Origin of the sequence: Methylobacterium sp. SD274 (assembly GCF_017355285.1) — a bacterium.
In the GTDB taxonomy this organism is placed as follows: domain Bacteria; phylum Pseudomonadota; class Alphaproteobacteria; order Rhizobiales; family Beijerinckiaceae; genus Methylobacterium.
Map to the genome: position 1 here is coordinate 288,198 of NZ_JADIJP010000003.1, position 26,534 is coordinate 314,731.

Here is a 26,534-nt window from a genome sequence, read left to right on the forward strand (position 1 = left end):
GTAACCGATACGAGGGAGCGATGTGGCCGCAGGAATTCCCTATCCCGGTGTGTCGCGCTTCCCACATCCGCTTCAGAGCAGTGCTCTGTGAGGAGCGCCTTACTTGCCGGTCCAGTTCGGCGGGCGCTTGGCCAGGAACGCCTCCATGCCCTCGCGGAAATCGGCGCTTGTGTAGCACATAAGGATGAGATCGTCGTCGGGCCGTTCCGATGCCTCCTCCTCGGCGGCGAGGCGGCGCAGACCTTCCTTCGTGGCGCGCAGGGTCAGCGGTGCATGGCCGGCAAGCTGCGTCGCGAGTTCCGTCGCCCTGGCGGCGAGAGCGGCGGCATCTTCCACGACTTCGCCGACGAGACCGGCCGAAAGCGCCTCCTCCGCGCCGAACAACCGAGCGGTGAAGATCATGTCCTTCACCCGTGCGGGACCGATGAGGCCGGACAGGCGCTGAAGGTTCGACATGGACAGGCAATTGCCGAGCGTCCGCGCAATGGGAAAGCCGAACCGGGCATCGCGTGTGGCGATGCGTAGGTCGCAGGAAGCCGCGATGGCGGCACCGCCGCCGGTACAAGCGCCGGCGACAGCGGCGATGACCGGCACGCGCAGACGCTCGAGCGTGCCGAGGACCTTGTCCATGAAGCGCTCGTATCCAAGGGCGTCCTCCGGGCTGGAGAAGTCCCGGAACTGGGCGATATCGGTGCCGGCGGCGAAGGCCTTCTCACCGGCGCCGGTAATGACGAGAACCTTGATCCGTTCGTCTGACTCGATCCGCCCGCACAGGTCGATGAGGCCCTGATACATCGCGAAGGTCAGGGCGTTTCGTGCCTGTGGCCGGTTGAGGACGATGCGGGCGATGCCGGCATCGTCGGTTTCGAACAGAATCTCGTCGGTGGCGCTCATGCGGGGTTCCCATGCCGGACCGGCCGTTCATCGGCCTCTTCGACACAGGTCTTGCCCATCCGTGCCGCTTTGGGCAACCGCGGGGAGACCGGACAGGCGGCCTTCGATGCCCTCGGCTCCGATCAGAACAGCGCCGGGACGAACATATCCTGCGGAACCGGCTGGCGGGCGTAATCCTCGTGGCGCATGCGCTCGGGCAGATGCACCGGCGGGTGCTCCACGTCGCCATAGGGGATCTGCGTGAGGAGATGGCTGATGCAGTTGAGGCGGGCCTTCTTCTTGTCTACGGCCTCGACCACCCACCAGGGCGCCTCGGGAATGTGCGTGCGGGCGAGCATCACTTCCTTCGCCTTGGTATAATCCTCCCAACGGCGACGGGATTCGACGTCCATCGGCGAGAGCTTCCACTGCTTCAGGGGATCGTGGATGCGCATGTTGAAGCGCAGTTCCTGCTCCTGATCGGTGATTGAGAACCAGTATTTCAACACGATGATGCCGGACCGCACCAGCATGCGCTCGAATTCCGGCGCGGACTGGAAGAACTCTTCGTACTGGTCCGGGGTGCAGAACCCCATCACGCGCTCGACGCCGGCGCGATTGTACCAGGAGCGGTCGAACAGCACTATCTCGCCGCCCGCCGGCAGATGCGCGACGTAGCGCTGGAAATACCATTGCGTGCGCTCGCGCTCGCTGGGAGCCGGAAGCGCGGCAACGCGACAGACGCGCGGATTGAGACGCTGGGTGATGCGCTTGATGGCGCCGCCCTTACCAGCCGAATCCCGCCCTTCGAAGATCACGACCACGCGGAGCTTCTGGGCCTGGACCCAATCCTGCAGACGAACCAGCTCGTGTTGGAGCCGAAACAGCTCACGGAAATAGACTCGCCGGTCCATGCTGGGCGGACGCGGGCTTGCATCGATTTTGCTAACCAGTCGCTCAAGGCGCTCGTCTTCTAGTTCCATCTCCAATTCTTCATCGAAGTCGTCGGCCATCTCTCGACGAATAGCCTCGATATCGAAAGGACGAGTCCCGGCGCGCGTGCCGTCCATAACATTGCCTTCCTGATGAATGGGAATGATCCAGGCCCTTGGATCACAACTGCATGACAGTAAGGAGACCTCCTCGGCGACGGCAACGAGCTCCCTAGAGCTTGTATTGGCGTGCATTCTCATGCGGGATTGTCGAGGGCATTTTTGGCCGGGAGGACGGCGACGCAGGCGAGCCGTCTGGTTGCGACATCCAGGGCGTTCGGCACGTTGGCGGTGCGGGCCGCCCCAATGGCGAAGCCCACCGAAAATCCATTCAACGACTCGGCGCTGTTCCAGCACGGCATCCTTCGACAAGCTCAGAATGAGGGCCGCTCTGACCCGGCGGCTTCTCGAAGACGGGGGGGCGCGTGCCCTGGATCAGGCACCAATCCTGGCGGCGCTCGACCGTGAGGCACCGTCGAATTTGGCTGAGTGCAGGCTGGACCATCTCTTTTTGCCGTCATCAAGGGCAACCAGCGCAACGCGATCCTGCACGTTCGCTGAAGCCAGGACATGCCCTTCGGTATCGATCAACGCCACGCGTTTGTGCCCGGCCAGCTTCTGGGTGCCGTCGTAGCCGCGCAGCCCTGCACGCCAATGCAGGTGACGCTTTTCTCCGGGCTAAGACGAAACTTCGCGGCTACACACAACCTGTCTGTTTCAAACATTCGCCCGGTTTCGGATTTCATCCGTTCTGCGCCGCCACTCCAGACGGCGTACTATCCCCGCGTGCCCCAGCGTACGCCCATCCGGCTCGGGGCCGCCGCATCGGGGCCGATCGGGGGACCGCTCGGCCGGGCGACCGGCGGGGAGGACGGCTCTGCGGCCTCCTCCTCTGAGGCGGTGAAGGCCTCCTTCGAGAACTGGCCCGCCTTGCGGAAGGTCCAGAGGTAGCCGGGCACGATGGCGGCCATCGCGGTGGGCAGGATGCCGAGCCCGTCCAGCGTGCGGCCTTCCGCCTTGGCGGCTTCCGAGACCACGTTGTCGGTCTGGAGCAGCGTGACCTGGTCGCGGGTGAGCTTGAGGCTGTCCGGCAGCAGGCCGAGGCTCAGCGTGTCCACGGTCTCGATCACGCGGGCCTGCAGCATGGCGATGGGTTTGGGCAGGTCGACGACGAGGCGGCGGCGGCGGGTGGTCTTCAGCATGTAGCGGACGAGGCCGTCGAGGGTCTCGACCTCCGGGCCGCCGAGTTCGTAGACGCGGCCGGCCTCGGCCTGCCCGTCCACCGCGCGGGCCACGGCCTCGGCCACATCGCCGACGAAGACCGGCTGGAAGCGCGTCTCGGCTCCGGCGAGGGGGAGGACCGGGAGCACGCGGGCGAGCGACGCGAAACGGTTGAAGAAGCTGTCTCCGGGGCCGAAGACCAGGGAGGGACGCAGGACCACAGCCCGGGGCTGGGCCGCCAGCACCTTCGCCTCGCCCAGCGCCTTCGAGCGCGCGTAGAGAGAGTCGGAATGCGGGTCCGCCCCGATGGCCGAGACGTGGACCAGGGGCGCGCCGATTGCGGCGGCGGCACGGGCGATCTCGCCCGCCCCTTCGGCCTGAAGCGTGAGGAATCCCTGCCTGCCGGTCTCCTGGAGGATGCCGACGAGGTTCACCACCGCGTCGGCTCCCTCCACCGCCCTGGCGATGGAATCCGGGTAGCGCAGGTTCGCCTGCACGGCGACGATCTGCCCGACCTTGCCGAGAGGCTGCAGGAACAGGGCGAGGTCCGGCCGCCGGACCGCGACCCGGATACGGTAGCCGCGCTTGGCCAGCGCCCGCACCACATGGCGTCCGAGGAAGCCCGAACCGCCGAAGACGGTGACCAGCTGCGATGACGGACGCGGCAATGACGGTCCGGCGAAAGGAGAGGTCGAAGCGTCGAAGCCGGTCATCGCCTGGTTCCCACCTGTCATCCGAGATGCCCTGCCACGCCCTGTCCGGGCCGGGGCCGAGTCTCTGTCCGTCACCACTGAACGCGGGATTACCATCGCTCGCGCATCGATAGCTAGGGCCGTTGACGGCAGCGCGGGAGGCCCAGGCGGCGATGAAACATTCGGCGAGGGAAAACCCCCGATACCCCGTCGTTCACGGAGGGGCCGGCGGTCGGCACCCTGTGGCGAAGGTCGGCTCCGCGACGCGTCCGATGCACCCCGGGTGATCGTCTCACCGAGGCGGGGCCGACGGGGAGGAAATAGAATGTTCTCGCTGACCGGCTGCCTATCGAAAGATTGTCCTTATCTGCGGCAAGAAAATGTATTTCCATTCCTTTGACTATAGGACCGGTTTGTAAGAGATTTCATCTATCAAAGATGAAGCACAAGCAGTGAATGATGATGTGCTTGCTGCAATAATGTATTCATTTGAGGCTTTCGCTTCAGATAAATGCCTGGTTTCTCACATTCGCGGATAGAACTATGACCCGCCCGAGCCATCGCCCTCCGGAGCCGATCCGTTTTGCCTATTGGGTGCCGAACGTGTCCGGTGGCCTTGTCATCAGCAAGATCGAACAACGCACGAGCTGGGAAGCGGATTACAATCGCCGCCTCGCACAGATCGCCGAGGAGGCGGGGTTCGACTACGCCCTGACGCAGATTCGCTTCACCGCCGGTTACGGCGCCGAGTACCAGCATGAATCGGTGGCGTTCAGCCACGCCTTGCTGGCCGTGACCACAAAGCTCAAGGTCATCGCCGCGCTACTGCCCGGCCCCTGGAACCCGACCATCGCCGCCAAGCAGATCGCGACGATCAGCCAACTCACCAACGGGCGCATCGCCATCAACGTCGTGTCGGGCTGGTTCTCTGGCGAGTTCCGCGCCATCGGCGAGCCCTGGCTCGACCATGACGAGCGTTATCGCCGCTCCGAGGAGTTCATACGCTCCTTGCGCGGGATCTGGACGCAGGACGACTTCACCTTCCGCGGCGATTTCTACCGCTACACCAACTACACCCTGAAGCCGAAGCCGGCCGACCCGCAGCCCGAGATCTTCCAGGGCGGCTCCTCCCGCGCGGCGCGCGACATGGCGGCCCGCGTCTCCGATTGGTACTTCACCAACGGCAACACGCCGGAGGGGATCCGGGCGCAGGTGGACGACATCCAGGCCAAGGCCTCGGCCAACGGCCATTCGGTGAAGGTCGGCGTCAACGCCTTCGTCATCGCCCGCGACACCGAGGAAGAGGCCCGCGCCGTCCTCCAGGAGATCATCGACAACGCCGATCCCGATGCGGTGAAGGCCTTCGGCCATGAGGTGAAGAACGCCGGCAAGGCCTCCCCGGAAGGGGAGGGCAACTGGGCGAAATCGAGCTTCGAGGACCTCGTCCAGTACAATGACGGCTTCAAGACCAACTTGATCGGCACGCCCGACCAGATTGCCGAGCGTATCGTGGCCCTGAAGGATGCCGGCGTCGACCTCGCGCTCCTCGCCTTCCTGCACTTCCAGGAGGAGGTCGCCTATTTCGGCGCGCACATCATCCCGAAGGTGAGGGCGCTCGAAGCCGCGCGCGAGCGCCGGGCCGAGGCCGCCTGAGCGGCCTTTCCAGCGCCAGCTGACGACAGCCGCGCATCCCCTCTCCCCGCAGGCGGGGAGAGGGCCGCGACGACCTCGTCGTCGGCGCGGCGAGGCGGCAGCCGCCGGTGAGGGGGCTCGTCCGGAGGAGCCTCTTTCGGAATCGCCCCCTCACCCTCGCTTCGGCCTCGCCTCCGCTTGCCTCGCCCCCGACGAGGGGGGCTCGGCCCTCCCCCCGCTGGCGGGGAGAGGGGGATCCGGCTGAGGTCTTCAAACGCCCGTTCAAACCAGTCCATCGTCTGCCCGGTACCCTGGAGCCATCCATGAACATCGCCGTCAGCGCCCAGTCGCTCGAAACCGCCCGGGGCGCGCCGCCGGTTCCCCGTCCGGCATCCCCCGCCCACGTCATCCGCGACGATGCCGAGGCGATCCGCGTTGCCCATGCCCTCGCCAAGGAGTTCCGCGAGGGCGCGTCCGAACGCGACCAGACCAACCGGCGGCCCTATGCCGAGCTCGACGCGTTCTCGCAGAGCGGGCTCTGGTCGATCAACGTGCCCAAGGCCTTCGGCGGTCCCGAGGTCTCCTACAAGACCCTGGCGCAGGTCGTCGCCATCATCTCGGCCGCCGACCCCTCGATCGGCCAGATCTCGCAGAACCACCTCGGCATCGTGGCGGCGATCCGTACGGTATCCGACCCGGAGCAGCAGGCGCTGCTGTTCGGCGAGGTCCTGAAAGGCACCCGCTTCGGCAATGCCTTCTCGGAGATCGGCACCCCGCGCGCCACCGACTTCAAGACCCATTTCGTCGATGACGGCGACCACGTCATCGTGCGCGGCAAGAAGTTCTATTCGACGGGGGCATTGCTCGCCCATCTCGTCCCCATCGTCACCCTCGATGGCGAGGGGCGCGCCTGGTACGCCATCGCCGAGAGGGGCGCCCCCGGTCTCACCGTTATCGACGACTGGTCGGCCTTCGGCCAGCGGACCACGGCGAGCGGCACCGTCATCATCGACGACGTCCGGGTGCCCAAGACCCATCTCGTCCCGGCTTGGAAGGGCTACGAGCAGCCGCGCTCCGACGGGGCGATCTTCCAGATCATCCAGGCGGCGGTGGATGCCGGCATCGCCCGCGAGGCCATCGACGACACCATCGCCTTCGTCCGCACCAAGACCCGCCCCTGGGTCGATAGCGGCCAGGACCGCGCCTCCGACGATCCCTACACGATCCAGGCGATCGGCGAGCTGACGATCCGACTCCATGCGGCCGAAGCCATCCTCGACAAAGCCGGCCTCGCCCTCGACGAAGCGGTGGCCAACCCGAGCGCGGAGACGGTGGCTGCGGCCCAGCTCGCCGTCGCCGAATCGAAGGTGCTCACCACCGAGATCGCCGTGCAGGCGAGCAGCAAGCTGTTCGAGCTCGCCGGCACCCGCTCGACCCTGGCCGAGAGCAACCTCGACCGGCACTGGCGCAACGCCCGCACCCACACGCTCCACGACCCGGTGCGCTGGAAATACGCGATCATCGGCAACCACGCCCTCAACGGCGTGAACCCGCCGTTCCACGCCTGGAGCTGACGGAAGGAGCCGGACGAAGGGTGCTCGTGCCTGAACCCAGCACTTCGTCGTGAAATGTTTGCTCGTCCGCGTTCGAACGACGAACGAAGGAAAGTGCCCGCCAAGGTAAAAGGGCCAGCCACAGGGGCACTCTCGTGGCTGATCGAGAAATGCCTCGATAGCGCCGAATGGTCAGACCTCAGCGCCTCCACGCGCAGGCGGTATACGGTGTACCGCGCGATCCAGGAAACCTCTGGTTCGAAGTCTCTGACAACCATAGATCGGGGGGTGATTCTCGCCGGCCGGGATAAGCGCCGCGACAAGCCGCACGCCGTCAACACATTCCTGAAGGCCATGCGTGGCATCGCCCCGACCCTCAACGCCAAGCTGCTGACGGGCGCGAATGATGAGGTGGGCTTCTTTGGCTGGACAGAGGACGAACTAGCCCGGTTCGAAGCGAAGTGGCCGGTCGGCACCCGCCAGCGCCTCGCCTTCGACCTGTCGCTCCATTCGGGCTTCAGGCGCGGCGATGCGGTGAAGATCGGTTGCCAGCACGTCCGGAGCGGGGAGCTGTCGATTCGCACGGAAAAGACGGGAAACGTCGTCCTGCGGCCAATCCTCCCGATGCTGGCCGAGTCGACCGCAGCGCCGCCGACCGGAGATCTCGCCTTCATCATCAGCGAGCACGGCCGGGCCTTCACGAAAGAATCGTACGGGAACTGATTCAACAAGATCTGTCGTGATGCCGGCGGGCGGGGTCAACGCGCGGTCTGCGGAACTCCGGCGCGCGCCGTGCTGCCAAAGCTGGAGCTACGGTGGCCGGCGAAATGCTCTCTATGGGTGGACGCCCGGAAGCCGGGAAAGCGCAGTCTATACCCGCGCCGCCGACAACGACCGGCTAGCCCGCTCGGCGCTCATTTATCCCTCACCTACTACCCTGGTGCGGGAGCCGATCCGGATAATCCAGCGAAACTACGAGCTTACAAAAAATAGATGGTGCCCAGGGACGGAGTCGAACCGCCGACACTGCGATTTTCAGTCGCATGCTCTACCAACTGAGCTACCTGGGCCCCCGCCGAAGCGCTTGGCGCCGTCGACTGGAGCGGGGGTATAGTGAGGTGGCGGGGCCCTGTCCAGCCTCCTTCGCACGCTTCGTGCGATGGAATCGGCTCAGGACGAACGCGGCGGGTCCTCGTCCTCGGTTTCGTCCTCATCGGTGGGGATCGCGTAGCGGTCGGTGAGCCAGCGGCCGAGGTCGATATCGGCGCAGCGGGCCGAGCAGAAGGGCTGGAATTCCGGCTGAGCGGGCTTGCGGCAGATCGGGCACGGCTCCGGCTTCGGCTTGATGGGAACGGCCCGGCTCACGCCATCGCCCCCCAGCCTTGCCGCACGGGAAAGCCCTCGCCTTCGAGAAGGCTGATCGTCTCGTAGAGCGGCAGGCCGATGACGGCGCTGTGCGAGCCGACAAGCTTGACCACGAAGGTACCGGCGAGACCCTGGATGGCGTAGCCGCCCGCCTTGCCCCGCCACTCGTCCGAGGCGATGTAGCGCTCGATGTCGCGGCCGGAGAGACGCTTGAACCGCACCCGCGTCTCCACCACACGCTCGCGGCGGCTTCCCTTGGGCGAGAGCACGCAGACCGCCGTGTAGACACGATGCTGGCGCCCGGAGAGCAGGCGCAGGCAATCGGTGGCCTCGTCGGCCAGTTCCGCCTTCGGCAGGACGCGCCGTCCCACGGCCACCACCGTATCGGCCGCGACGATGTAGCTGTCGCGCATGTCGTCGCGGCGGCGGGCGGCGTCCCCCGCCACGTCGAGCTTGGCCCTGGCGAGGCGTCGTGCGAGCTCGCGCGGCGCTTCCGATTTGTGGGGGGTCTCGTCGACATCGGCGGGAAGCAGGGCGTCGGGCTCGATGCCCGCTTGCTGCAGCAGCGCCAGCCTGCGCGGTGAGGCGGAGGCGAGAACGAGGCGAGGGCCCCGGCGCGGCGTCTCGCCGGAGGCGTCATTCATCGTGGCGTGCGTGCCGCCCTGCGCGGAAGAGATATCCATTGGTGCTTTTTGACAATCCGCAGGCTGGAAGAGGAGGCGGGCCGACCCGGTCGCGAGAGGCCCGCTTGGCGTGCCGGATCGACATGCCGGAACGGCCGGTACGCTATCGGAAAGCCCGCTCCTTGGAAACGCAAACCGTCGCGCCGCGCCCTGGCCAGGCCGTGGACAAAGCGGGCCGCTCTGATATGGTCCGCTCCGCTGGACGAGGGGAGGCTGTCGAGGCCCTCCCGCAACCGGCATGCGGGCGTAGTTCAGTGGTAGAACGTCAGCTTCCCAAGCTGAATGTCGTCGGTTCGATCCCGATCGCCCGCTCCAACTAACTCGTTGAAGCGTCAGATTTTCTGGCCCCCTTCCGCTGATCTCGCGTTCCTCATGTTCGCCGTCGCGTTCCCCAAGGCCTGTTCAGGCCCCGTTCTTCACGGCCCGATGCGCGACCCGAAGATTCGCTGCTGCCCGTGATTTTCCGCCTGCGCCGCGCGAGTAGCGCTGCGTCGTCGATGTCCGTGCGTGCGCCGCAGCCGACCCGATGTGGTCGAGATCTGCGCCAGCATCCCCAGCTTCCGTGATCGCTCCTGCCCTGGCGTCCACGTTCCAGACATGGTCCGGCACTCCTGCGGCCTTCGCGACGATTCGCCATTCGCGCCCTTAGCGGACTCGGCGAAGGGCCGGCCGGCTGTCTCGTCTAAGATCAACGGACCGACGCGGCGATCAGCCGGCACCTTGTCCGGTAAGGTCACTACGAGGGGGCAGAGCTTCAGATCGTGAGCGGCGAAGACGCCCGCCTTCGCCGTCGCCTTCCTCACCACGAGGTCGGTCGCGATATTAGACCAAGTCAGGCCGTTCACCCACCGGCGCCCGCTCAGGACGATATGCGGTGGATCTCAGGCTGCGGCGTCGACGGCCTGGTCGGTGTTCGTGCTGAGGGCCGGGGTGAACACGAGTTGGTCACACCGCTCGTAAGCCTCCCAACGGGCCAGCAGGGCGTCGATGTTCTCCGGGGTGACCGGGGCGGGGGCGCCGCACGCGTCGCCGATGGCGGCACGGGCGTACCGGGGCAGGCTGAGGGCCGAGCGCTTTATGCGCCCTGTCCCATGACGAGCGACACCGGCTGTCCGCGACAGGTCTCGACAGCAGTGAACCCGCGGGAGCGCAGTTCAACCTCCATGTCGTGACAATCCCACAGATGCCCGCCACTCCGGGCCAGCCGCAGGGCCGCCAGTGCGGCTCCGATGGGCTCCGCCGGCGGGGCATAGAGCCCCACGACCAGATATCCCTTCGGTCGGAGAGCAGCCGTCAGTCGATCGAGCGCTGTCCGGGCCGCGTCCTGCGAAAGGAAGGGCGTCGGGAGCCATGTCAGCGAGTAGCCCGCCACTTCATCGAAACGGGTCACATCCTGCAGGCGAAGTTCGATGCGGCTGCCAAAAGGGCTCGCCGCCACGTTCTCGCGGGCCAAATCGAGGGCGGGCTTCCAGATGTCCAAACCAACGACATGCAGCGAAGGCCATTGCGCAGCCGCCTCCAGGGCGATGCCGGCGACACCGGTGCCGACGTCCAGGAAATGCCCGCCAAGCGCGGCCGCGAGCGCTGGACGCTCCGCCGCCAAGGCTGCCAAGCGCCGTACGACGCCGCGCGAGGCTTGGCCTTGCGCCTGCAGCATCGCGGGATCGCTGACCTGCCAGAGCGGAGGCCTGTCCGGATGCTCGAACAGATCCCGTGCTTCCTCCAGCGCGTGGGTGGCGGATGTCAGTAGAGCGGACATCCGCTCCTGATCGAGCTCATCCAGGCCTCCCGGCACCAAGGCCGCGACCGCATCGAGCAGACGGCGCTCTACCTCCGGATGAACCTGTGCCGCTCCTTGCCGCACGCGTAAGACCGCACCGATCACGGCGAGCCCCCTTGCCTCATCTCCCATTTGCCGCAGCTGGCGTTCGACAGCATGGACGTTCATCGGGGACCACCAGTGCGACGATCGCGACACTTGGTCGTGACCTGTGAATGAGAAGGATCTCGCATGATTGCGACCGATCCGATGTGCCTGGATCAAGATCGATTCATGCGCGCGAAGATGACCGGCCGGCGATCATTCGAAGTTTCTCCAAAGACAAACGCGCTTGAGCCGGCAGCACTGATGAAAATTCTGATGATGCCGATATGATGCTATGCATCTGCTTGACGATGCATGAAATCATCCGTTCTCGGCTCCCGGTATCACGCAGTATGACGCCAAGACCTGGGACAATCGTGTCGATGACCGGGCATCCAGGAACCGCCATCCTGCCGATATCCTCACCGCGGACGCCGTCCGTCGGCGCGGCGCATGGCTGCGCTACGATGATAGGCCGTGAGCCTGGTGGATCATCTGTGCAGCCCGCTCCCCGATGATGGCGCAGGGCGCTTGAGTATTCCCCGTGGTCACACGCGGCATGACCGAGGCATCTGCGATACGCAGGGATTCGATCCCGTAAACCTTCAGCGACGCATCGACGACCGACATCGCGTCACGGCCCATCTTGGCCGTGCAGCTCTGGTGCCAGTAGGTCACCGCGGCATCACGGACGAAGTCTTCGCGCGCGTCACCCTTGAGGTCGCCGGGCATGGCCTCGTTGCGGACAAAGGGCCGGAACGCGTGAGCATTTCCCAATTGGCGGCAGAGATCGACGCATCTGAGGGCCGTTGCCATATCCGCGGGCTCGGACATCATGTTGGCCTCGATCTCCATCGGCACCGAGGGGTCGGCGCTCGTCAGACGCAGCCGGCCGCGGCTCGCCGGATGCGCGAGACCGGCGAACATCGTCCAGCCATGTGCCGGCACACCGCGCGCCGCGGTCCGCTCGCTTGGGACGGGAAATTCGACTTGGCAGAACAACACGTCCGGCGCATCGAGTTCCGGACGACTCTTCCAGTACAGGGTGGCCTCGCTGCCGCTGTTACGCGGGGCGATAGGCTCTTCGTAATTCCAGATGCATCCGAAGGACACGTGGTCTTGAAGGTTTTGCCCGACGCCCGGCAGATGCTGCAGCACCGGTATTCCCATACGGGTCAGTTCCGCCTGATCTCCGATGCCCGAATGCATCAGGACCTTGGGCGTCTGGATCGCGCCCAGTGACAGCACGACCTCGGACCGCGCGTGGATCGTGAGGACCTGCCCGGCGCGAACCACCTCGACCCCGACGGCGCGCCGATTCTCGATCAGCACGCGCCGAACGGTCGTGTCGGTCAAGACCGTCAGGTTGAGGCGGTCGAGCCAGGGGCGGATATAGGCCTGGTAAAGCGACTGGCGCCGGCCGTCGCGGACCAGCATGTCCGAGATAGAGGCGCCGCCCGGCCCCTCCATCATCAGGCCGTTCGGGTGCTCGAAGGTCGGGATACCGATCTCGCGGGCGGCATCGAGCATCGCGTATGCAATGGGACTGGGATCAGAGGCGGGCTGGACCCAGACCGGCCCCGATTGGCCGCGATAGGCGGGATCGGGCGTACCCTGCCAATTCTCGATCCGACGGTAGATCTCGAGGACATTGTCGTAACCCCAGCCGGAATCGCCTGCCTCTTCGGCGAAGAAATCCCAGTCGCTGCGATGCCCGCGCGCCCACACCATGACGTTGATGCTGGAGCCACCCCCGAGACCTCTGCCCATCGACATCGACAGGGCACGACCGTTCAGATGCGGGTTCGGTTGCGCCTGGAAACCCCAATCCCGCTCGCTGCCCAGATTGGCGGGCCATTGAGCGGGGTCGAGCACGGCCTCCGCGTCATCGCTGCCGCCGGCTTCGATCAACAGCACCTGCGCTTCGGAGTTCTCCGCGAGCCGCCGTGCGACGACGGAGCCCGACGCGCCAGCGCCGCACACGATGAAATCGTAGTGCGGCTTCAACTCGGCGATGAGGCGCCCTTGGTTCTCCCGCGCACGACGAGACAAATCCCGGTCTTCAACAAAGGTTTGGCTCACCATTTCATGCCTCCTTCTTCCGTAAAACTGTGGTCACTAGGGACAAAGACAGTCTCCCCCGGTCTTTGGTGGCTTCCGCTGCGAAATGCAGGAGTTGCCGAGATCCGGCTTCAGGAGACGGTGCACCCGTCTGCGGCTCGGGGCTGAACCGCTACAGGGAAGCGTCGTTATATCAAATCTATCAGATTTAGCAAATATACCAATTTTGCATGGGAGAGGCTTCCCTGCTAGGGCTCGCTGTTTGTTGCCGACGGCGCCGTTCGCGTCGGCGGAATCGGCAGGTGGACACAGTGAAGGCGATGGAGAAGGACATCCTCACCACGGCCCAGACGGCCAAGCTGCTCGGCGTTTCAGTCCGCACAGCTCAGCTGCTCATCGAGGGGGGCTCGGTTCCGTCCTGGAAGACGCCGGGTGGGCATCGCCGTGTGTATCGGACGGATATCGAAGCGCTCATCGAGGGTGGTGGATGTGGCACGCTCTCGGCCTCCGCCACTGTGATCGTCATCACACCGGGAGATCGGATTCGATCCTACGAGGAAGTGTTCGCCGCCGTCCCCGAATGCGAGGCTGAGATCTTCGAAGATCTTCATGCCGCGCTGTTCGCGCTCGGCTCGGCCCGTCCCCATGCCATCGTGGTCGATCTTGTGGATGGGGATGTCGAGCGGTCCGGCCTCCTGCACAGTCTCGTGGCCAACCCATCCTTAGGTCACAGCCGCATTCTGGCCGTGGGTGCCTCCGTGCAGGCGAGGAAGACAGATGGGCTCGATCGGGTGATCGCCATCGATACCCCCGAACAGGCGGTAGCGGCCATCCGCCGGTCGTTGGCTGATACGGGGCAGACGGCACTGCCGCCCGGGGCCTTGCCCTTCCCAGTCGCCCTCAACGAGGGCCAGAGGCTTGTGGCGTTGGAACGATCCGGGCTCCTGGGCACGGCGCCCGAGGAGACCTTCGATCGCCTGACATGGCTTGCCAGCCAGACACTGAAAGCACCGATCTCGCTGCTGACCCTGCTCACGCCGACGCAGCAATGGTTCAAGTCACGCCTTGGGCTCGACCTTCCGGAGACGCCGCGGAGTTGGGCGTTCTGCAACTATACGATTCTGCAAAAAGGGGTCTTCTCGGTGGAGGATCTCGCAAAGGACCCTCGGTTCAGCAGTAATCCGGCCGTTGCGGGCGATCCTGGGTTTCGCTTCTACGCAGGCGTTCCCGTCCTCGACAACGAAGGTTTCCCCGTCGGCTCGCTCTGCGTGATCGACTACAAGCAGCGCGTGCTCGACGAGCGTGAGGCGCAGGCTCTGTCGGCGCTTGCCGCTCTGGCCTCCTCCGAGGTCCGCCTGCGGGCGACCGAACGGCAATTGCGCGAGGCCCTCCGAAGGGAGGGACGGCATGACTCGGCCCGAGGCCGCGATCCTATTGCGCAGCATGCGGTGAAACCTCACGCTCGATCTCTGACTTGAGGGCGCAGGGCGAGTCATGGGTGAGGTTGCCCGCCTTTCTTCAAATCTCCCCTTTGGTGCAGCGTCCCGCGTCTTCGTCGAGCGACCCGTTAGGCCGTCTGCGGCTCAATCCGGCTGGGTGATCGAAGCAATTCCGCCGTTGCTGAGCATGACGATTCCGCGGCGCGATTTTATTCCGGCGTGTCTCGCGCAGCGGACCATTTCAGAAGCGCGTCCAGCATCGGGCACAACGATTGCCCCCACTCCGTGAGGCTATACTCGACTTTCGGCGGAACCTGATGGTGGACGAGGCGTGTCACGATTCCGTCTGCTTCCAACCCTCGTAACTGCTGAACCAGCATCTTTTGTGAAATCGCCGGGATCGCGCGCTCGAGATCGGGGAACCGGAGACGCTGAATGACGAGCGCTTGCGCAAGACCAGCCAACCTGCCGGACGGTGTGGAATTCGTCGCGGCGGACCTGCTGTCATCCGCCGGATGCTCCGACTTGGCCCGGGCAGCGATTGCGGCGTTCGGGGGTGTCGACATCATCGTCAACGTACTCGGCGGCTCGAGCGCCCCGGGCGGCGGCTTTTCGGCGCTCGACGACGAGACCTGGGACAGGGAGATACAACAGAACCTGATGGCGGCGGTCCGCCTCGACCGAGCCCTTGTCCCTGCCATGGTCGAGCGTGGGCACGGAATCGTCGTGCATGTCACGTCGATCCAGCGCCAGCTCCCCCTGCCGGAATCGACCACCGCCTATGCGGCGGCGAAAGGCGCGCTCTCCACCTACAGCAAGGCCTTGTCCAGGGAGGTCACGCCCAAGGGGGTCAGGGTCGTTCGCATCTCTCCGGGATGGGTCGAGACCGAAGCATCGATCCAGCTGGCGGAACGCCTCGCGGCCGAAGCGGGGACGGATTATGAAGGGGGCAAGCAGATCATCATGAACAGCATTGGCGGCATCCCACTCGGACGCCCCGCAAAGCCCCAGGAAGTCGCGAGTCTGATCCTGTTCCTCGTATCACCCCATGCGTCCTCGATCAGCGGGACCGAGTACGTCACCGATGGAGGCACGATACCGACCGTGTGAGGAAGGCGCGACGCCCCGGCCGAAGGAGACGCGCAAGTCTTGCCGAAGGACCGGTCTTGCCAGATCTCCCGGCTCCAAGAGTGCTTACGAAACTCCCGGCCACGGTCGGCCCTCGCTCGGAGCACGACGGCGCAAAGGCAGTTCTGTGAGAGATACTGAGACGCCGTTGTGCATTGGGCCGTCATGCGAGCCTAACCTCGCGCGACGACTTGGCTGCGCCGCTCTGTGACCTTCATCACGGACGATCCGACCCATGAAGAGCCATAGGGCGAGGCGTCGCGCCGACACGAGGCTGCAGGACGGATCGGACGATGACGGTGAAACAGAGCAGTGCCTTCGGCGGGAGTACCCGTTCCGGTGCGAAGAAGACCCTGGGGGCGACGCTGCGCGCGGAGCGCCGTCCTCGCAGATCCGGTCCGAGGTTCGAACGTCGACGTATCGCTTGTCTGCGAAGTCTGGTCCCGAACGTGCGCCCGGCCTCGCGACTTCAGGGGACGCGGCCGTGAGCACGCCACACAGGCTCACCCGCATCCTGGCGGCCAATCCTTTCTTCGCCGAACTGGGCCAGGAAGCCATCCAAAGCATCGCCGGCCTGTGCAGGACGGTGAGCGTCGCGCGAAACGAGGTACTTTTCCAGAAGGGCGATCCGGGCGATGCTCTCTACGCGATCCGTCGCGGGCAGATCCGCATCGCCGCTTGCAGCGAGGAGGGGCGGTCCGTGACGCTGAATCTCCTCGGGGCCGGCGATGTCTTCGGCGAGATTGCCCTTCTGGACGGCCATGCCCGCACCGCAGAGGCCGTCGCACTCGAGGCGACGGATCTCTTCGTCATCGAGCGGCGGGACTTCCTCGGCCTTCTCACGCATGACGCAACGCTGGCGGTCCGGATCATCGAATTCCTGTGCCAAAGACTGCGCTGGATGAGCGAGCGGATGGAGGAAGCCACGCTGCTTCCCCTCGACGCTCGATTGGCACGCCGACTAATCATGTTGTCCGAGGATTACGGTGCCGAGATTCAGGTGACGCAGCAAGAGCTTGCTGCTTATGTTGGCGCGGCGCGGGAAAGCGTGAACCGCGTTCTTCAGGATTGGCGCCGGTCCGGCATCATCGATCTTGGGCGCTCACGCGTGAATGTGAAGTTCGCACAGCGTCTGGCGGCCCTCGGCGGTCCGTCCCGGATATGAGGCGGCAGAAGGGATCCAACCCATGAAAAACCCGGCACGAGTCGCGGCGGCACTCGCGGCCAGCATCGTCCCCGGTATCGCCCTTGCCCAAACGCGCTGCACGGAAACGACACGCTTCGATCCGCCCCTGCGGGTCCTGCATTGCACGGATGGTCTTTCACTCGAAACCGAGCGGTCGGCCACGCTGCGGCCGATCGATCGGAACGGCGACGGGCAACTGGAAGGCGCCGAGATCGGCGGCCGCGCCGTTCTGGTGACCCTGCCGCCCCGCTCGCGTCCCCGGAAGGGCGGCTTCCAGATCCTCACGCCCCACGCGATTGCCTCCGTGCGCGGCACGGTCTACGCCGTCGATGTGACCGACGCCAAAACGGCGGTGTTCGTGGCTCGCGGCCATGTCGTCGTCGCGCGTCGTAACGCGCCGGGCGTTTCCGTCACGCTGGCCCCGGGTGAGGGCGTCGATGTCGACGGGGACCAGCAGAGGCCCCTGGACGTGCGGCGGTGGCCGCAGGAACGCGTCAGAGGTTTGCTGGAACGCTTCGGGCAGTGAAAGCAGCGGGCCTGATGCAGGGGCGTGAGCCGATCTCGAACCGCCGTCGGGTGACCCGGCGCTTCGTCCTCCTTGCGTTGGTGACCGCTTTTGGCTGGAGTGGCTGGCTCGCCCATCTGCACATCGCCGGGCGGGCGACGCCTCTCGACCACGTCGAGGCGGCCATGACGGACCTGCGCATGCGGCTGGCCGGTCGGCGCGCGCCCCCCGAAGAGATCGCGATCGTCGCCATCGACGACGAGATCGTCCGCCGGGACGGAGGCTTCCCCATCTCGCGCGCGACGATGGCGCGGCTGATCGAGACGATCGCCACCGCTCGCCCGCGCGCGCTCGCCGTGGATGTTCTGTTCCTGGAAGACGGGCGCCAGCCGGAGGCGGATCGTGCCCTCGCCGCTGCCCTTGCCAAGGTGCCCGCCGTGTTGGCGGCGGCGGCCGTTTTCAACGAGGTGACGAACGAAGAGGGTATCCCGGTCGCCACTGCCGTGCACCGGCCGATACCGGGGATCGGCGCGACCGCGCTGTCGGGGATCGTCAATGTGTCCGAAGACGCTGCGGGCGTGCCGCGGCACCTTCCCCTGGTTGCGATGACGGATGAGGGCGTGGCCACGGCTTTCGTCCTGCGCGCGGCGGCCCTGGCAGCGCGGACGGATCCGGTCCTGGGCGAGGGACAGGTCCGGATCGGCTCTGCAGTCATCCCGCTCGATCTCGGCTATCATCTTCCTCTTCGTCCCTATGGGCCGCGGCGCACGATCCGGACCCTCAGCGCCGCCGCGCTCCTCGATGGTACGGCGGCAGTGGCAACTCTGAGCGACCATATCGTCGTGATCGGCGCGACGGCACTCGGAGGCAGCGACACCTTTGCCACGGCGTTCGATCCGGTGATGCCCGGCGTCGAACTGCTGGCGACCGGCATCGCCCACCTGACTATGGGGGACGGCTTGGTGCGCGATGCCCGCGTGCGGCGGCTCGACGCCCTGGCGGCCGTGACTCTCGCGGGCGCCGCCGTGCTTCTGATTGCGCTGGCGCCGCCTGGCCCGGCGACCATCCTCGTGCTGATCTTGCTGGCTGCGTGGTTTGCCGTGGGCACCGTCGCCTTCAGCCATGGCATCTGGTTGAGCGCCGCCCTGCCAGTCGCAGCGGCCGGACTGCCGATGCTTCTGTGTGCGGTGGCGCGGCAGATGCTGGATCGCCACCGAGGCGTGCGGCTGGCGCAATCGGAGCAGGCCCTGCGCCAGCTTCAACCCGCAGCCCTCGCGGATCGTCTCGCCTGGGACCCGACTTATCTGGCTGAGCCCCTCGCGCGCGCGATCCCGGTGCTCTTCATCGATCTCACCGGATTCACCCGCCAGAGCGAGCGCCTTGGCCCGGTGCGCACACGCACGATCCTCAAGACGTTCCACGATCTCGTGGACGAGACGGCTTCTTCACACGGAGGTCTCGTCGTCAACTTCATGGGCGACGGCGCGATGGTCGTGTTCGGCGCATTGGACCCCGATCCGGCGCAAGCGGAAAACGCCGTGCGGGCAACCGAAGACCTCATCCGACGCACCCGGGATTGGATCGCACGCGACCTTGAGCTGGCGGGCGCAGGACGCGCGCTCGATGTGCGCATCGGCGCTCATTACGGGCCGGTCATTCTCTCGCGCCTCGGAAGCGACACCAATCAGCACATCACGGCGACAGGCGATACGGTCAACGTCGCGAGCCGCCTGCTCGCAGTGGCCTCCGAGAGAACGTCGCGCCTCGCCGCGAGCGCCGATCTGCTGAAAGCCGCCGGCATCAATACACCGGATGACATTTTCGACGAGCAACAGATTGCGGCCATCCGTGGACGCGCTCAGCCGATAGAGGTTTGGCTGCGGCACGATCCACCTCCGCCGTGATATTCTTCGAGTCGAGGCGAACGCTCAGGTATTCGTGACCCAGATCACAGAGACCAATCATCATCGAGGGCAGAGTGCTTCCACCCCAACAGGGAGAAGCACGATGAAGACAAATTCGACGAAGATGATGATTGCATCCGGTCTCGCGCTCGCGACTTTGGCTGCCGGTAGCCTCAGTGCGGATGCCCGCGGGTTCAGACACGGCGGCTTTCACGGCGGCTTCGGCCATCATGGAGGCTTCGGTCACCGCGGGTTCGGGCACGGGCGGTTCGGGTACGGGCGGTTCGGGCATGATCGACGTTTCTACCACCGCGGGTTCCGCCAGCGCTTCGGCGGGCTCCCCTGGGTCGCTCCCGCAAGCGGCTACTTTCTCAGCTCCGATTTCGGCGATTGCCGCACCGTCTACACGCCCTTGTTCGACGGTTACGAGCGCGTCTGCGGCTGATCGGGCGCCAAGCTCTTCAGGTTTCGAACCGTAGAACGGCCGCCGCCGTACGCACGGCGGCGGCCCGGACACTCTCTTCGCCGCATCACGCCTTGCGGGGACGACGGGGCGCGTATCGGCACGCTGGCCTCGGCCGTTGCGGAGATCTCGCGAGCCTCGTGAAAGACAACGCTATCGCGTTGAAAACAAATTGGGTCATGGTCCAGCACCGTATCGGCGGGGACAGCTCTACTTGGACAGGGGGAACCGCAATGGCACAGACATGGGATCGAAAGAGATTCAGCGGCTTCATTGCGCGCGCGATACTGACGCTCATCTTCACAGCTGCGGCCGGCATGAAGTTTGCCGCACTGCCCTTCGAGGTCGCCGGCTTCGAGCGCTTCGGCTACCCGCTCTGGTTCATGTACGTGATCGGGGCTCTGCAACTGCTCGGCGCGGTATTACTCTGGGTTCGCGGCTTCACCGCAGCCGGAGCGACACTGCTCGCCATCCTGATGGCCGGCGCCGTCGGCAGCCACTGGTATGCGGGTGATCCTGCCGCGACGATGCTACCTCCGCTCGTGCTGCTGATTGCGCTTGCCGGGCTCGCCTATGCCCGTCATGCGGAGTTTGTCGCGATGCCCTTGATGAACGCGTCGCGACCCGAACGCCGCCACTGGTCCTGATCTTGACTTGATCTGGTCTTTTCCAAGAGCGCTTCGCATCATCCGTTCTTGATGCACTTGCGCGAGAAGCAGGATCGCAAGCCTTCCCGTTGGCCGAGCCTTACCGTTGGCATTGAGCAGAAGCGAAGAGGATTGCGAAGTCGTATGGCCAGAAACGAAGAGGATCGAGTTCTCATCGCCGGTGGCGGCATCGCGGGCCTCGCCATGCGGCGGGCGCTGCGGCGGCGCGGGCTGCCTTCGCTCACCCTGGAGCGGCGTGGAGAGCCGGCGGATGCGGGCCTCGCCATCAACCTGCCGGGCAATGCGGTCCAGGCTCTCGGCCAACTTGGCCTGGGCCACGCCCTGCGCAGGGTCGGCGCACCCATTCACCGGCGCGAATACCGCACCGAGAGCGGGCGCCTCCTCTTCGCCGTCGACGAGACGGCGTTCTGGGGCGAGGCGGCACGGCCTCATTGTCTCCGTCGCGCCGACCTGCTGCGCCTTCTGACGCTCGACCTCGAGCCAGGCGACATCCGAAGCGGATGCGAGGTCGCCGCCGTCAGGCAGGGGCCGCACGGTGTCACCGCCGAATGCGGGGACGGACGTGTCGAAACCGGAGGGCTGCTCGTCGGCGCGGACGGGGTGCATTCGCGGGTCCGACGCAGCGTGTTCGGCGATCGTGCGCCCGACGCGGCGATGCTGGCCCCGGCGAGCTGGCGCTTCATGGCACCGAATCCAGGCCTCGACGCCTGGACACTCTGGGCGGGATCGGGCGGATTGTTCCTGCTCATCCCCGTCGGCCGGGGCGAGGTCTATGGCTGGGTCTCCGTCGTCAAGGCTGCCGGACAGGGGCGGGACTTGGCCGCCTCGCGTGCTGCCTTCGCGTCGTTCCCGCGTCTCGTCCGCGACACCCTCGATGTGGTTCTGGCCGAGCCGGGCGGGCTCTATCACTCCCCCCTCGAAGAGGTTCGGATTCCGAGCTGGAACCGGGACCGGGTGGTGCTGGTCGGAGATGCCGCGCACGCGACCGCGCCGGTCTGGGCCCAGGGCGCCGCCCTCGCCCTGGAAGACGCGCTCGTGCTGAGCGCTCTGCTGGCGGAGAGAACGGACTGGGGCACGGTGGGTGCACACTACGAAGCGCTGCGCCGGCCTCGCGTGGCCCATGTCCAGGCCATGACCGATCGCCTGTCCCGCACCGCGCGGATGCCGGGCTGGGCCAGAAACCTCCTGCTTCCCGTGATCGGCCCGCGCAGCTACCGCGCCACGTACTCCCCGCTTCGCACCCCAGTGTCAGCCTGAGGCTGGCTCCGGCGATCCCATCCTTCCCCTGATGAGGGGTCGTACCCCCGATCGTGGGAATCAGGAGAACGTTTCCGGAGGCGGGTCCTCGGGACAGACGAATATGCCGGTCCGCTAACGACCGTGATCGGTGCGAACCAGGCGATGCCGATCCTATGCGGGGATGAGCCACGCTAGACGGCGCATGGCTCGGCTCGCACGAGAAGGACCGTTCATGGAAAAACGATGGCCCGAAGGCTGGAGTGAGTGTCCGGATGGATCGGCTACGGAAGGAAACCTGTAACCGCAGTTTCCGATCGACCGGACGATGGCGTTTCGCAATCCGACTGCTTTGCGGACTTCGCCGAACCATCGGGTCGGGAAGCGATCGCAGTTGAACGAAGCCCGCTCACTCAAAATCTTTCGGTGAGCATGGATTAAAGAGCGCCCTGCCGCGTAGCTTCACCCTGCGAGATCGGATTGTAAAACAAGTTGATTGTTAACGCATGGCCACTTTTAGAGGTTTCGGTTCAGGGCATAGCCTCTTGACAACGATCAATAGGGGCGATCCTATGATTTTAGGTCTATCTTTTCTGTGTGAGCTAAAGCGTTAGCTGCCCAGGCCGCGCAGAGGTCGTCCTCGAGGATACGCTTCGTCGGAACACATCTGATCTGAACATCGCTGTGACGACCGCCCGAAGAACGAAGGCGGCGCGCGTAGGGGGAAACGATGAGTGACGCATCCGACGGCGTGCGGCGGACAAGGTCCATCGTGCCTGCGCCGCAGAGCTTCGTGGCCGGCATCGCGCTGGTTCTGCTCGGGATGTTTGGTATCTGGGCCGCAAGCGATCTGCCACGGGGCACCCTGGGGTCCATGGGACCGGGCATGCTGCCGCACTGGGTCGCGATCGGTGTCGCCATCTGCGGCGGCGTGCTGGCCGCCACGGGGCTCGTCCGTGAAGGCGCTGGCCTCCAGACCTTCGGCTTGCGCGGCCCGGTCACCGTCGTGCTGGCGATCCTTGCCTTCGCGGTCACGATCCGTCCCTTTTCCCTCGGCCCCGTCGCCGGTCCCGGCCTCGGCCTGATCGTCGCGGGACCGCTCGCGGTGATCATCGGGGGCTACGCCACACCCGAAGCGCGATTTCGCGAACTTCTGATCCTGGCCCTGCTTCTCACCGCCGGTTGCATGCTGCTGTTCGGGGACCTGCTCAACCTGCCCATCCCCATCTTTCCCACCGTCCTCATCGAGGCGGCGAGCGGCACGATCCCGTCGCGCGTGATGCTGAGGCTCGGGGCCGGCGCCCTCGCCCTGGCGGGACTCGGCCTGCTCGCCATGCAGCGCCGCTCCACCCACCGAGGTCGGATCGACGTCGCGCCGCACACGATGTCGACCTGATCGGGAGCGCGGCACGTGACGGATCTCCTCGCCAATCTCGGCCTCGGCTTTGCCGTCGCGCTGAGCCTGCAGAACGTGACGCTGTGCTTCTTGGGCTGTCTCGTCGGCACCCTGATCGGCGTGCTGCCCGGCGTCGGCCCGATCGCCACCATCGCGATGCTCCTGCCGATCACCTTTGGGCTCGATCCCGTCGGCGCCCTGATCATGCTCGCGGGGATCTATTACGGGGCGCAATACGGCGGCTCCACCACGGCGATCCTGGTCAACATCCCCGGTGAGGCGACGTCGGTCGTCACCACCCTCGACGGGCACCAGATGGCCCGTCAGGGGCGGGCCGGAGTAGCCCTCGGCATCGCCGCCATCGGCTCGTTCTTTGCCGGCACCGTCGCCACGCTGCTGATCGCGGCGCTCGGCGCACCGCTGACGCGCCTCGCGCTAATCTTCGGGCCTGCGGAGTACTTCGCCCTGATGGTGATGGGGCTCGCCTTCGCCGTCGTCCTCGCACACGGCTCCGTGCTCAAGGCCGTGGCCATGATCCTGGTCGGAATCCTGCTCGCCGCCGTGGGCACCGACCTCGAGACCGGCCAGGAGCGCATGACCTTCGGCCTCGTCTTCCTCACTGACGGCGTCGATTTCTCGGTCCTGGCGATGGGCCTGTTCGGGGTCGCCGAGATCCTGCGTAACCTCGACCAGACCGAGACCCGTGAGATCGCCCGGGCGCGGATCGGCCGCCTGCTGCCCAGTCTCGCGGACCTTCGGCAGGCCGCACCCTCGGCTCTGCGCGGGACGGCGATCGGGTCGATCCTGGGCATTCTGCCCGGCAATGGCGCCGTCCTCGGCCCCTTCGCCTCCTACACGATCGAGAAGCGGCTCGCTCGCGATCCGAGCCGCTTCGGGCGCGGCGCCATCGAAGGGGTGGCTGGTCCGGAGAGCGCCAACAATGCCGGGGCGCAGACGGCCTTCATCCCGCTCCTTACCCTCGGCATTCCGCCGAACGCCGTGATGGCGCTGATGGTCGGCGCGATGACGATCCACGGCATCGTTCCGGGCCCCGGCGTGATGACCAAGAACCCCAACCTGTTCTGGGGCATGATCGCGTCGATGTGGATCGGCAACCTCATGCTCCTCATCATCAACCTGCCCCTCGTCGGCATCTGGGTGCGCCTGTTGAAGGTGCCCTACCGGTTGATGTTCCCCGCGATCCTGATGTTTTGCTCGATCGGCATCTACTCGATCAATTCCCTGCCCACCGACGTGATGCTGATCGCGGCCTTCGGAGTGTTCGGATACGGGCTGATCAAGTTCGGCTTCGAGCCCGCGCCGCTGCTACTCGGCTTCGTCCTGGGCAAGCTGATGGAGGAATACCTGCGCCGTGCCCTCACCCTGTCGCGCGGCGACGCCCTGGTGTTCCTCGAGCGCCCGGTCAGCGCGGTGCTGTTCCTCGTCGCCTTCACCATCCTGGCGGCGGCGCTGCTGCCGTCGCTGCGGCGAAGCCGCGACGAGGTGTTCACGGAGGCCTGACGGAGCGGACGCCCCGGCGTCCTTCGACGGCGGACACGATAACCAGAAACGAAAAGGATGAGGAACATGAGAAGGGCTCTCGCCATCGGCCTCCTGTCGGCGCTCGCCGCCGTCAGCGCTGCAGCCGATACCTATCCCCAGCGTCCGATCACCATGGTGGTGCCTTTCGCGGCCGGTGGACCGACCGACGTGGTGGCGCGGATCGTCGCCGAACCCATGTCCCGGGCTCTCGGCCAGCAGGTCGTCATCGAGAACGTCACCGGGGCCGGCGGCACCACGGGCATCACCCGTGCATCACAGGCCTCGCCCGACGGCTACACCATCATGATGGGCCACATGGGCACGCACGGCGCGGCACCGGCCCTGTTCAAGGGCCTGAAATACGATCCGGCCAAGAGCTTCGATCCCATCGGCCTCGCCGCCGGCACGCCGATCGTCATCGTCGCCAAGAAGGGCTTCCCGGCGCAGGACCTCAAAGCCTTCATCGAGGCGATCAAGGCGGGCGGCCCCTCGATAAACCAGGCCCATGCGGGCGTCGGCTCGGTTTCGCATTCGACGGGCGTGCTCTTCAACTCGCTCACCGGCGCCAAACCCACGCTCGTCGTCTATCGCGGCACGGGGCCTGCGCTGAACGACCTGATGGCGAACCAGGTCGACTTCATGACGGATCAGATCGTCAACGTCGCCCCGCAGATCGCCGGCGGCACGATCAAGGCCTATGCCATCGCGACGCCCGAGCGCTCCCCGAGCCTGCCCGACGTGCCGACGACGAAGGAGGCCGGCCTGCCCGGCTACGAGGTCAGCGCCTGGAACGCTGTATTCGCGCCGAAAGGCCTGCCGGCGGATGTCCGGGCCAAACTCGTGGCGGCTCTTGAGACGGCGCTCAAGGACCCGGGCACGACGAAGCGCATCCTCGATCTCGGCGGCACGGTGCCGAAGGATGCCGAGGCCGGCCCGGACGCTCTGCAGGCGCTTGTCGAACGCGAGGTGGCGCGGTGGACCCCCGTGCTCCGCTCCGCCGTCGAAGCCAATCCCTGAACCCGCGATCAGAGCCGGTATCTCCTTGGGGGATTGCCGGCTCTGGCGACAATCCGAGGTGCCCGCCCGCGCACGTGCAGGCGGGATGATGGGCACCTGCCCAGTGCTCGATCGCTTCGCTGAGCCGGAGCAGCAGAGGCGTTTTCGACGTGGAATCCTACCTCACCTCCTCCTTCCTGTTGTCGCTCCTGCAGATCGTCTGGATCGACATCATCCTGTCGGGCGACAATGCGGTGGTCATTGCCATGGCCTGCCGCGGCCTGCCCGAGCGGCAGCGTCGGATCGGCGTGTTCGCGGGCGCTTTCGCGGCGGCTCTGCTGCGGATCTTCTTCGCCGTCATCATCTCGCAGTTGCTGGCGGTGCCCCTGCTGAAGGTGGCCGGTGGCCTCATCCTGCTGCATATCGCGGTCAAGCTCGTGCGCGGCGAGGAGGAAGATGAGAGCGCCATCAAGGAGCATTCCAGCCTGCCCAAGGCGATCTGGACCATCGTGGTGGCCGACGCCGTGATGAGCTTCGACAACGTCGTCGCGGTGGCGGGCGCCGCCAAGGGACACGACGAACTCTTCATCATCGGCCTGGCCCTCTCTGTTCCGCTGCTTGTGGTCGGCGCCAGCCTGATCACCCGGCTGATCGACCGGTTCCCGATCCTGATTTGGTTCGGCGGCGGGCTGTTGGGTTGGGTGGCCGGCGAGATGATCGCGACGGATCGGCTCGTTCAAGAGCACATGGTCGCGCTCATGCCCCCAACCCTGCAGGGCTTGGTCCCGCACGCGATAGGTGTGCTCGGTGCTACCCTCGTCGTGGCCATCGGCCTCCGTCTCAAGCGCAGATCCGACAGGGCCGTCGCGCAGCAACAGGCAGCGGCCGTGGGCAAGGCAGAGGCGGACATGCTCGGGACTTGAAAGAAGCACGAGAAAGAAAGAGCTTCGCGTCACCTCTCCGGTGCATCGCACGACTGTCTCCGGCGTCAGCAGAACAGATCCCCGATATGAGAAAAGCCTCGTCTTCAAGGGGCAGGGCTGATGCGCTTGGCCGTAAGGTAAAGACTACGGTAATTCAGGTGGTCAACGTCACCAGCTTGGGCGGGGTGTTGTTGTTTTCAATCACCAACCGC

General features: G+C 65.9%; 24 protein-coding genes, 2 tRNA genes and 1 pseudogene. 17 read left to right on the plus strand and 10 right to left on the minus strand.

Features of this window, described 5'->3' with window-relative positions:
* Positions 1-99: 99 nt before the first annotated feature.
* The 3 genes from IPV08_RS04835 to IPV08_RS04845 form a co-directional block, all read right to left on the minus strand.
* Positions 100-894, minus strand: coding sequence for an enoyl-CoA hydratase/isomerase family protein (locus IPV08_RS04835; protein WP_207410975.1), 795 nt, complete (start codon positions 892-894; stop codon positions 100-102).
* Between the two features lie 122 nt (positions 895-1,016).
* On the minus strand, positions 1,017-1,943 hold the full coding sequence (gene ppk2, locus IPV08_RS04840; RefSeq protein WP_207410976.1) for a polyphosphate kinase 2: 927 nt from the start codon (positions 1,941-1,943) through the stop codon (positions 1,017-1,019).
* 698 nt (positions 1,944-2,641) lie between these two features.
* Positions 2,642-3,799: a complex I NDUFA9 subunit family protein gene (locus IPV08_RS04845; RefSeq protein WP_056428129.1), complete on the minus strand. Its 1,158-nt coding sequence runs from the start codon at positions 3,797-3,799 to the stop codon at positions 2,642-2,644.
* Between the two features lie 522 nt (positions 3,800-4,321).
* Between IPV08_RS04845 and sfnG the strand changes: the two genes are divergently transcribed.
* Positions 4,322-5,431 (plus strand): dimethylsulfone monooxygenase SfnG, encoded by a 1,110-nt coding sequence (gene sfnG, locus IPV08_RS04850; protein WP_056428126.1) that lies wholly within the window; start codon positions 4,322-4,324, stop codon positions 5,429-5,431.
* Positions 5,432-5,463: 32 nt separating this feature from the next.
* Here the strand turns inward: sfnG and IPV08_RS24440 are convergent.
* Positions 5,464-5,660: pseudogene (locus IPV08_RS24440) on the minus strand (hypothetical protein); the annotation flags it as partial.
* 73 nt (positions 5,661-5,733) lie between these two features.
* Between IPV08_RS24440 and IPV08_RS04855 the strand changes: the two are divergent.
* Complete coding sequence (locus IPV08_RS04855) at positions 5,734-6,984, plus strand: SfnB family sulfur acquisition oxidoreductase (RefSeq protein WP_207410977.1); 1,251 nt, start codon at positions 5,734-5,736, stop codon at positions 6,982-6,984.
* Positions 6,985-7,077: 93 nt separating this feature from the next.
* Positions 7,078-7,686: a hypothetical protein gene (locus IPV08_RS04860; RefSeq protein ID WP_207410978.1), complete on the plus strand. Its 609-nt coding sequence runs from the start codon at positions 7,078-7,080 to the stop codon at positions 7,684-7,686.
* Between the two features lie 271 nt (positions 7,687-7,957).
* Here IPV08_RS04860 and IPV08_RS04865 read toward each other — a convergent pair.
* The 3 genes from IPV08_RS04865 to IPV08_RS04875 all read right to left on the minus strand — a co-directional run bounded on the left by IPV08_RS04865 (position 7,958) and on the right by IPV08_RS04875 (position 9,011).
* Positions 7,958-8,033: transfer RNA gene (locus IPV08_RS04865), tRNA-Phe, on the minus strand.
* Positions 8,034-8,133: 100 nt separating this feature from the next.
* Positions 8,134-8,328, minus strand: a complete 195-nt coding sequence (gene yacG / locus IPV08_RS04870; RefSeq protein ID WP_207410979.1) for a DNA gyrase inhibitor YacG — start codon at positions 8,326-8,328, stop codon at positions 8,134-8,136.
* Positions 8,325-9,011, minus strand: coding sequence for a Maf-like protein (locus IPV08_RS04875; RefSeq protein ID WP_162239900.1), 687 nt, complete (start codon positions 9,009-9,011; stop codon positions 8,325-8,327). Before IPV08_RS04875 ends, yacG begins: the two co-directional genes overlap by 4 nt.
* 240 nt (positions 9,012-9,251) lie before the next feature.
* Here IPV08_RS04875 and IPV08_RS04880 point away from each other — a divergent pair.
* Positions 9,252-9,326, plus strand: a tRNA-Gly gene (locus IPV08_RS04880).
* 760 nt (positions 9,327-10,086) lie between these two features.
* Here the strand turns inward: IPV08_RS04880 and IPV08_RS04885 are convergent.
* On the minus strand, positions 10,087-10,959 hold the full coding sequence (locus IPV08_RS04885) for a class I SAM-dependent methyltransferase (RefSeq protein WP_246747786.1): 873 nt from the start codon (positions 10,957-10,959) through the stop codon (positions 10,087-10,089).
* 63 nt (positions 10,960-11,022) lie between these two features.
* Between IPV08_RS04885 and IPV08_RS04890 the strand changes: the two genes are divergently transcribed.
* Positions 11,023-11,166 carry a hypothetical protein gene (locus IPV08_RS04890; protein ID WP_207410980.1) on the plus strand — a complete coding sequence of 48 codons (144 nt, stop codon included), beginning with the start codon at positions 11,023-11,025 and terminating at the stop codon, positions 11,164-11,166.
* Positions 11,167-11,337: 171 nt separating this feature from the next.
* On the opposite strand, the gene IPV08_RS04895 is transcribed toward IPV08_RS04890, so the two are convergent.
* Positions 11,338-12,960, minus strand: a complete 1,623-nt coding sequence (locus IPV08_RS04895) for a GMC family oxidoreductase N-terminal domain-containing protein (RefSeq protein WP_207410981.1) — start codon at positions 12,958-12,960, stop codon at positions 11,338-11,340.
* 278 nt (positions 12,961-13,238) lie between these two features.
* Between IPV08_RS04895 and IPV08_RS04900 the strand changes: the two genes are divergently transcribed.
* Positions 13,239-14,414 carry a GAF domain-containing protein gene (locus IPV08_RS04900; RefSeq protein ID WP_348646075.1) on the plus strand — a complete coding sequence of 392 codons (1,176 nt, stop codon included), beginning with the start codon at positions 13,239-13,241 and terminating at the stop codon, positions 14,412-14,414.
* Between the two features lie 170 nt (positions 14,415-14,584).
* Here the strand turns inward: IPV08_RS04900 and IPV08_RS04905 are convergent, their stop codons facing one another.
* Positions 14,585-14,839, minus strand: a complete 255-nt coding sequence (locus IPV08_RS04905) for a winged helix-turn-helix transcriptional regulator (protein ID WP_210348201.1) — start codon at positions 14,837-14,839, stop codon at positions 14,585-14,587.
* Here IPV08_RS04905 and IPV08_RS04910 point away from each other — a divergent pair.
* The 11 genes from IPV08_RS04910 (at position 14,811) to IPV08_RS04960 (ending at position 26,322) form a co-directional block, all read left to right on the plus strand.
* Positions 14,811-15,485: an SDR family oxidoreductase gene (locus IPV08_RS04910; protein WP_207410982.1), complete on the plus strand. Its 675-nt coding sequence runs from the start codon at positions 14,811-14,813 to the stop codon at positions 15,483-15,485. The genes IPV08_RS04905 and IPV08_RS04910 overlap by 29 nt on opposite strands.
* 502 nt (positions 15,486-15,987) lie before the next feature.
* Positions 15,988-16,668: a cyclic nucleotide-binding domain-containing protein gene (locus IPV08_RS04915; protein WP_207410983.1), complete on the plus strand. Its 681-nt coding sequence runs from the start codon at positions 15,988-15,990 to the stop codon at positions 16,666-16,668.
* A gap of 22 nt (positions 16,669-16,690) precedes the next feature.
* Entirely contained in the window at positions 16,691-17,215 is a 525-nt protein-coding gene (locus tag IPV08_RS04920) for a FecR domain-containing protein (RefSeq protein WP_207410984.1), read from the plus strand.
* A 14-nt stretch (positions 17,216-17,229) separates the two neighbouring features.
* Complete coding sequence (locus tag IPV08_RS04925; RefSeq protein ID WP_207411024.1) at positions 17,230-19,098, plus strand: adenylate/guanylate cyclase domain-containing protein; 1,869 nt, start codon at positions 17,230-17,232, stop codon at positions 19,096-19,098.
* 103 nt (positions 19,099-19,201) lie between these two features.
* Positions 19,202-19,543, plus strand: a complete 342-nt coding sequence (locus IPV08_RS04930; protein ID WP_207410985.1) for a hypothetical protein — start codon at positions 19,202-19,204, stop codon at positions 19,541-19,543.
* Between the two features lie 251 nt (positions 19,544-19,794).
* Positions 19,795-20,208, plus strand: a complete 414-nt coding sequence (locus tag IPV08_RS04935; protein WP_207410986.1) for a DoxX family protein — start codon at positions 19,795-19,797, stop codon at positions 20,206-20,208.
* 144 nt (positions 20,209-20,352) lie between these two features.
* Positions 20,353-21,486: an FAD-dependent monooxygenase gene (locus IPV08_RS04940; RefSeq protein WP_207410987.1), complete on the plus strand. Its 1,134-nt coding sequence runs from the start codon at positions 20,353-20,355 to the stop codon at positions 21,484-21,486.
* Between the two features lie 709 nt (positions 21,487-22,195).
* Positions 22,196-22,861, plus strand: coding sequence for a tripartite tricarboxylate transporter TctB family protein (locus IPV08_RS04945; RefSeq protein WP_207410988.1), 666 nt, complete (start codon positions 22,196-22,198; stop codon positions 22,859-22,861).
* Between the two features lie 15 nt (positions 22,862-22,876).
* A complete protein-coding gene (locus IPV08_RS04950; RefSeq protein WP_207410989.1) occupies positions 22,877-24,382 on the plus strand; it encodes a tripartite tricarboxylate transporter permease in 1,506 nt (501 codons plus the stop codon).
* A 66-nt stretch (positions 24,383-24,448) separates the two neighbouring features.
* On the plus strand, positions 24,449-25,420 hold the full coding sequence (locus tag IPV08_RS04955; RefSeq protein ID WP_207410990.1) for a tripartite tricarboxylate transporter substrate-binding protein: 972 nt from the start codon (positions 24,449-24,451) through the stop codon (positions 25,418-25,420).
* Between the two features lie 149 nt (positions 25,421-25,569).
* Positions 25,570-26,322, plus strand: a complete 753-nt coding sequence (locus IPV08_RS04960) for a YjbE family putative metal transport protein (protein WP_207410991.1) — start codon at positions 25,570-25,572, stop codon at positions 26,320-26,322.
* Positions 26,323-26,534: the final 212 nt, after the last annotated feature.

Coding starts and splice junctions, on each gene's coding strand:
- ppk2 (WP_207410976.1), bottom strand. CDS start 1,943: ATGGACGGCACGCGCGCCGGGACTCGTCCTTTCGATATCGAGGCTATT.
- IPV08_RS04910 (WP_207410982.1), top strand. CDS start 14,811: ATGACGAGCGCTTGCGCAAGACCAGCCAACCTGCCGGACGGTGTGGAA.
- IPV08_RS04895 (WP_207410981.1), bottom strand. CDS start 12,960: ATGGTGAGCCAAACCTTTGTTGAAGACCGGGATTTGTCTCGTCGTGCG.
- IPV08_RS04930 (WP_207410985.1), top strand. CDS start 19,202: ATGAAGACAAATTCGACGAAGATGATGATTGCATCCGGTCTCGCGCTC.
- IPV08_RS04920 (WP_207410984.1), top strand. CDS start 16,691: ATGAAAAACCCGGCACGAGTCGCGGCGGCACTCGCGGCCAGCATCGTC.
- IPV08_RS04945 (WP_207410988.1), top strand. CDS start 22,196: ATGAGTGACGCATCCGACGGCGTGCGGCGGACAAGGTCCATCGTGCCT.
- IPV08_RS04940 (WP_207410987.1), top strand. CDS start 20,353: ATGGCCAGAAACGAAGAGGATCGAGTTCTCATCGCCGGTGGCGGCATC.
- IPV08_RS04845 (WP_056428129.1), bottom strand. CDS start 3,799: ATGACCGGCTTCGACGCTTCGACCTCTCCTTTCGCCGGACCGTCATTG.
- IPV08_RS04835 (WP_207410975.1), bottom strand. CDS start 894: ATGAGCGCCACCGACGAGATTCTGTTCGAAACCGACGATGCCGGCATC.
- IPV08_RS04875 (WP_162239900.1), bottom strand. CDS start 9,011: ATGGATATCTCTTCCGCGCAGGGCGGCACGCACGCCACGATGAATGAC.
- IPV08_RS04925 (WP_207411024.1), top strand. CDS start 17,230: ATGCAGGGGCGTGAGCCGATCTCGAACCGCCGTCGGGTGACCCGGCGC.
- IPV08_RS04855 (WP_207410977.1), top strand. CDS start 5,734: ATGAACATCGCCGTCAGCGCCCAGTCGCTCGAAACCGCCCGGGGCGCG.
- IPV08_RS04935 (WP_207410986.1), top strand. CDS start 19,795: ATGGCACAGACATGGGATCGAAAGAGATTCAGCGGCTTCATTGCGCGC.
- sfnG (WP_056428126.1), top strand. CDS start 4,322: ATGACCCGCCCGAGCCATCGCCCTCCGGAGCCGATCCGTTTTGCCTAT.
- IPV08_RS04890 (WP_207410980.1), top strand. CDS start 11,023: ATGATTGCGACCGATCCGATGTGCCTGGATCAAGATCGATTCATGCGC.
- IPV08_RS04955 (WP_207410990.1), top strand. CDS start 24,449: ATGAGAAGGGCTCTCGCCATCGGCCTCCTGTCGGCGCTCGCCGCCGTC.
- IPV08_RS04885 (WP_246747786.1), bottom strand. CDS start 10,959: ATGAACGTCCATGCTGTCGAACGCCAGCTGCGGCAAATGGGAGATGAG.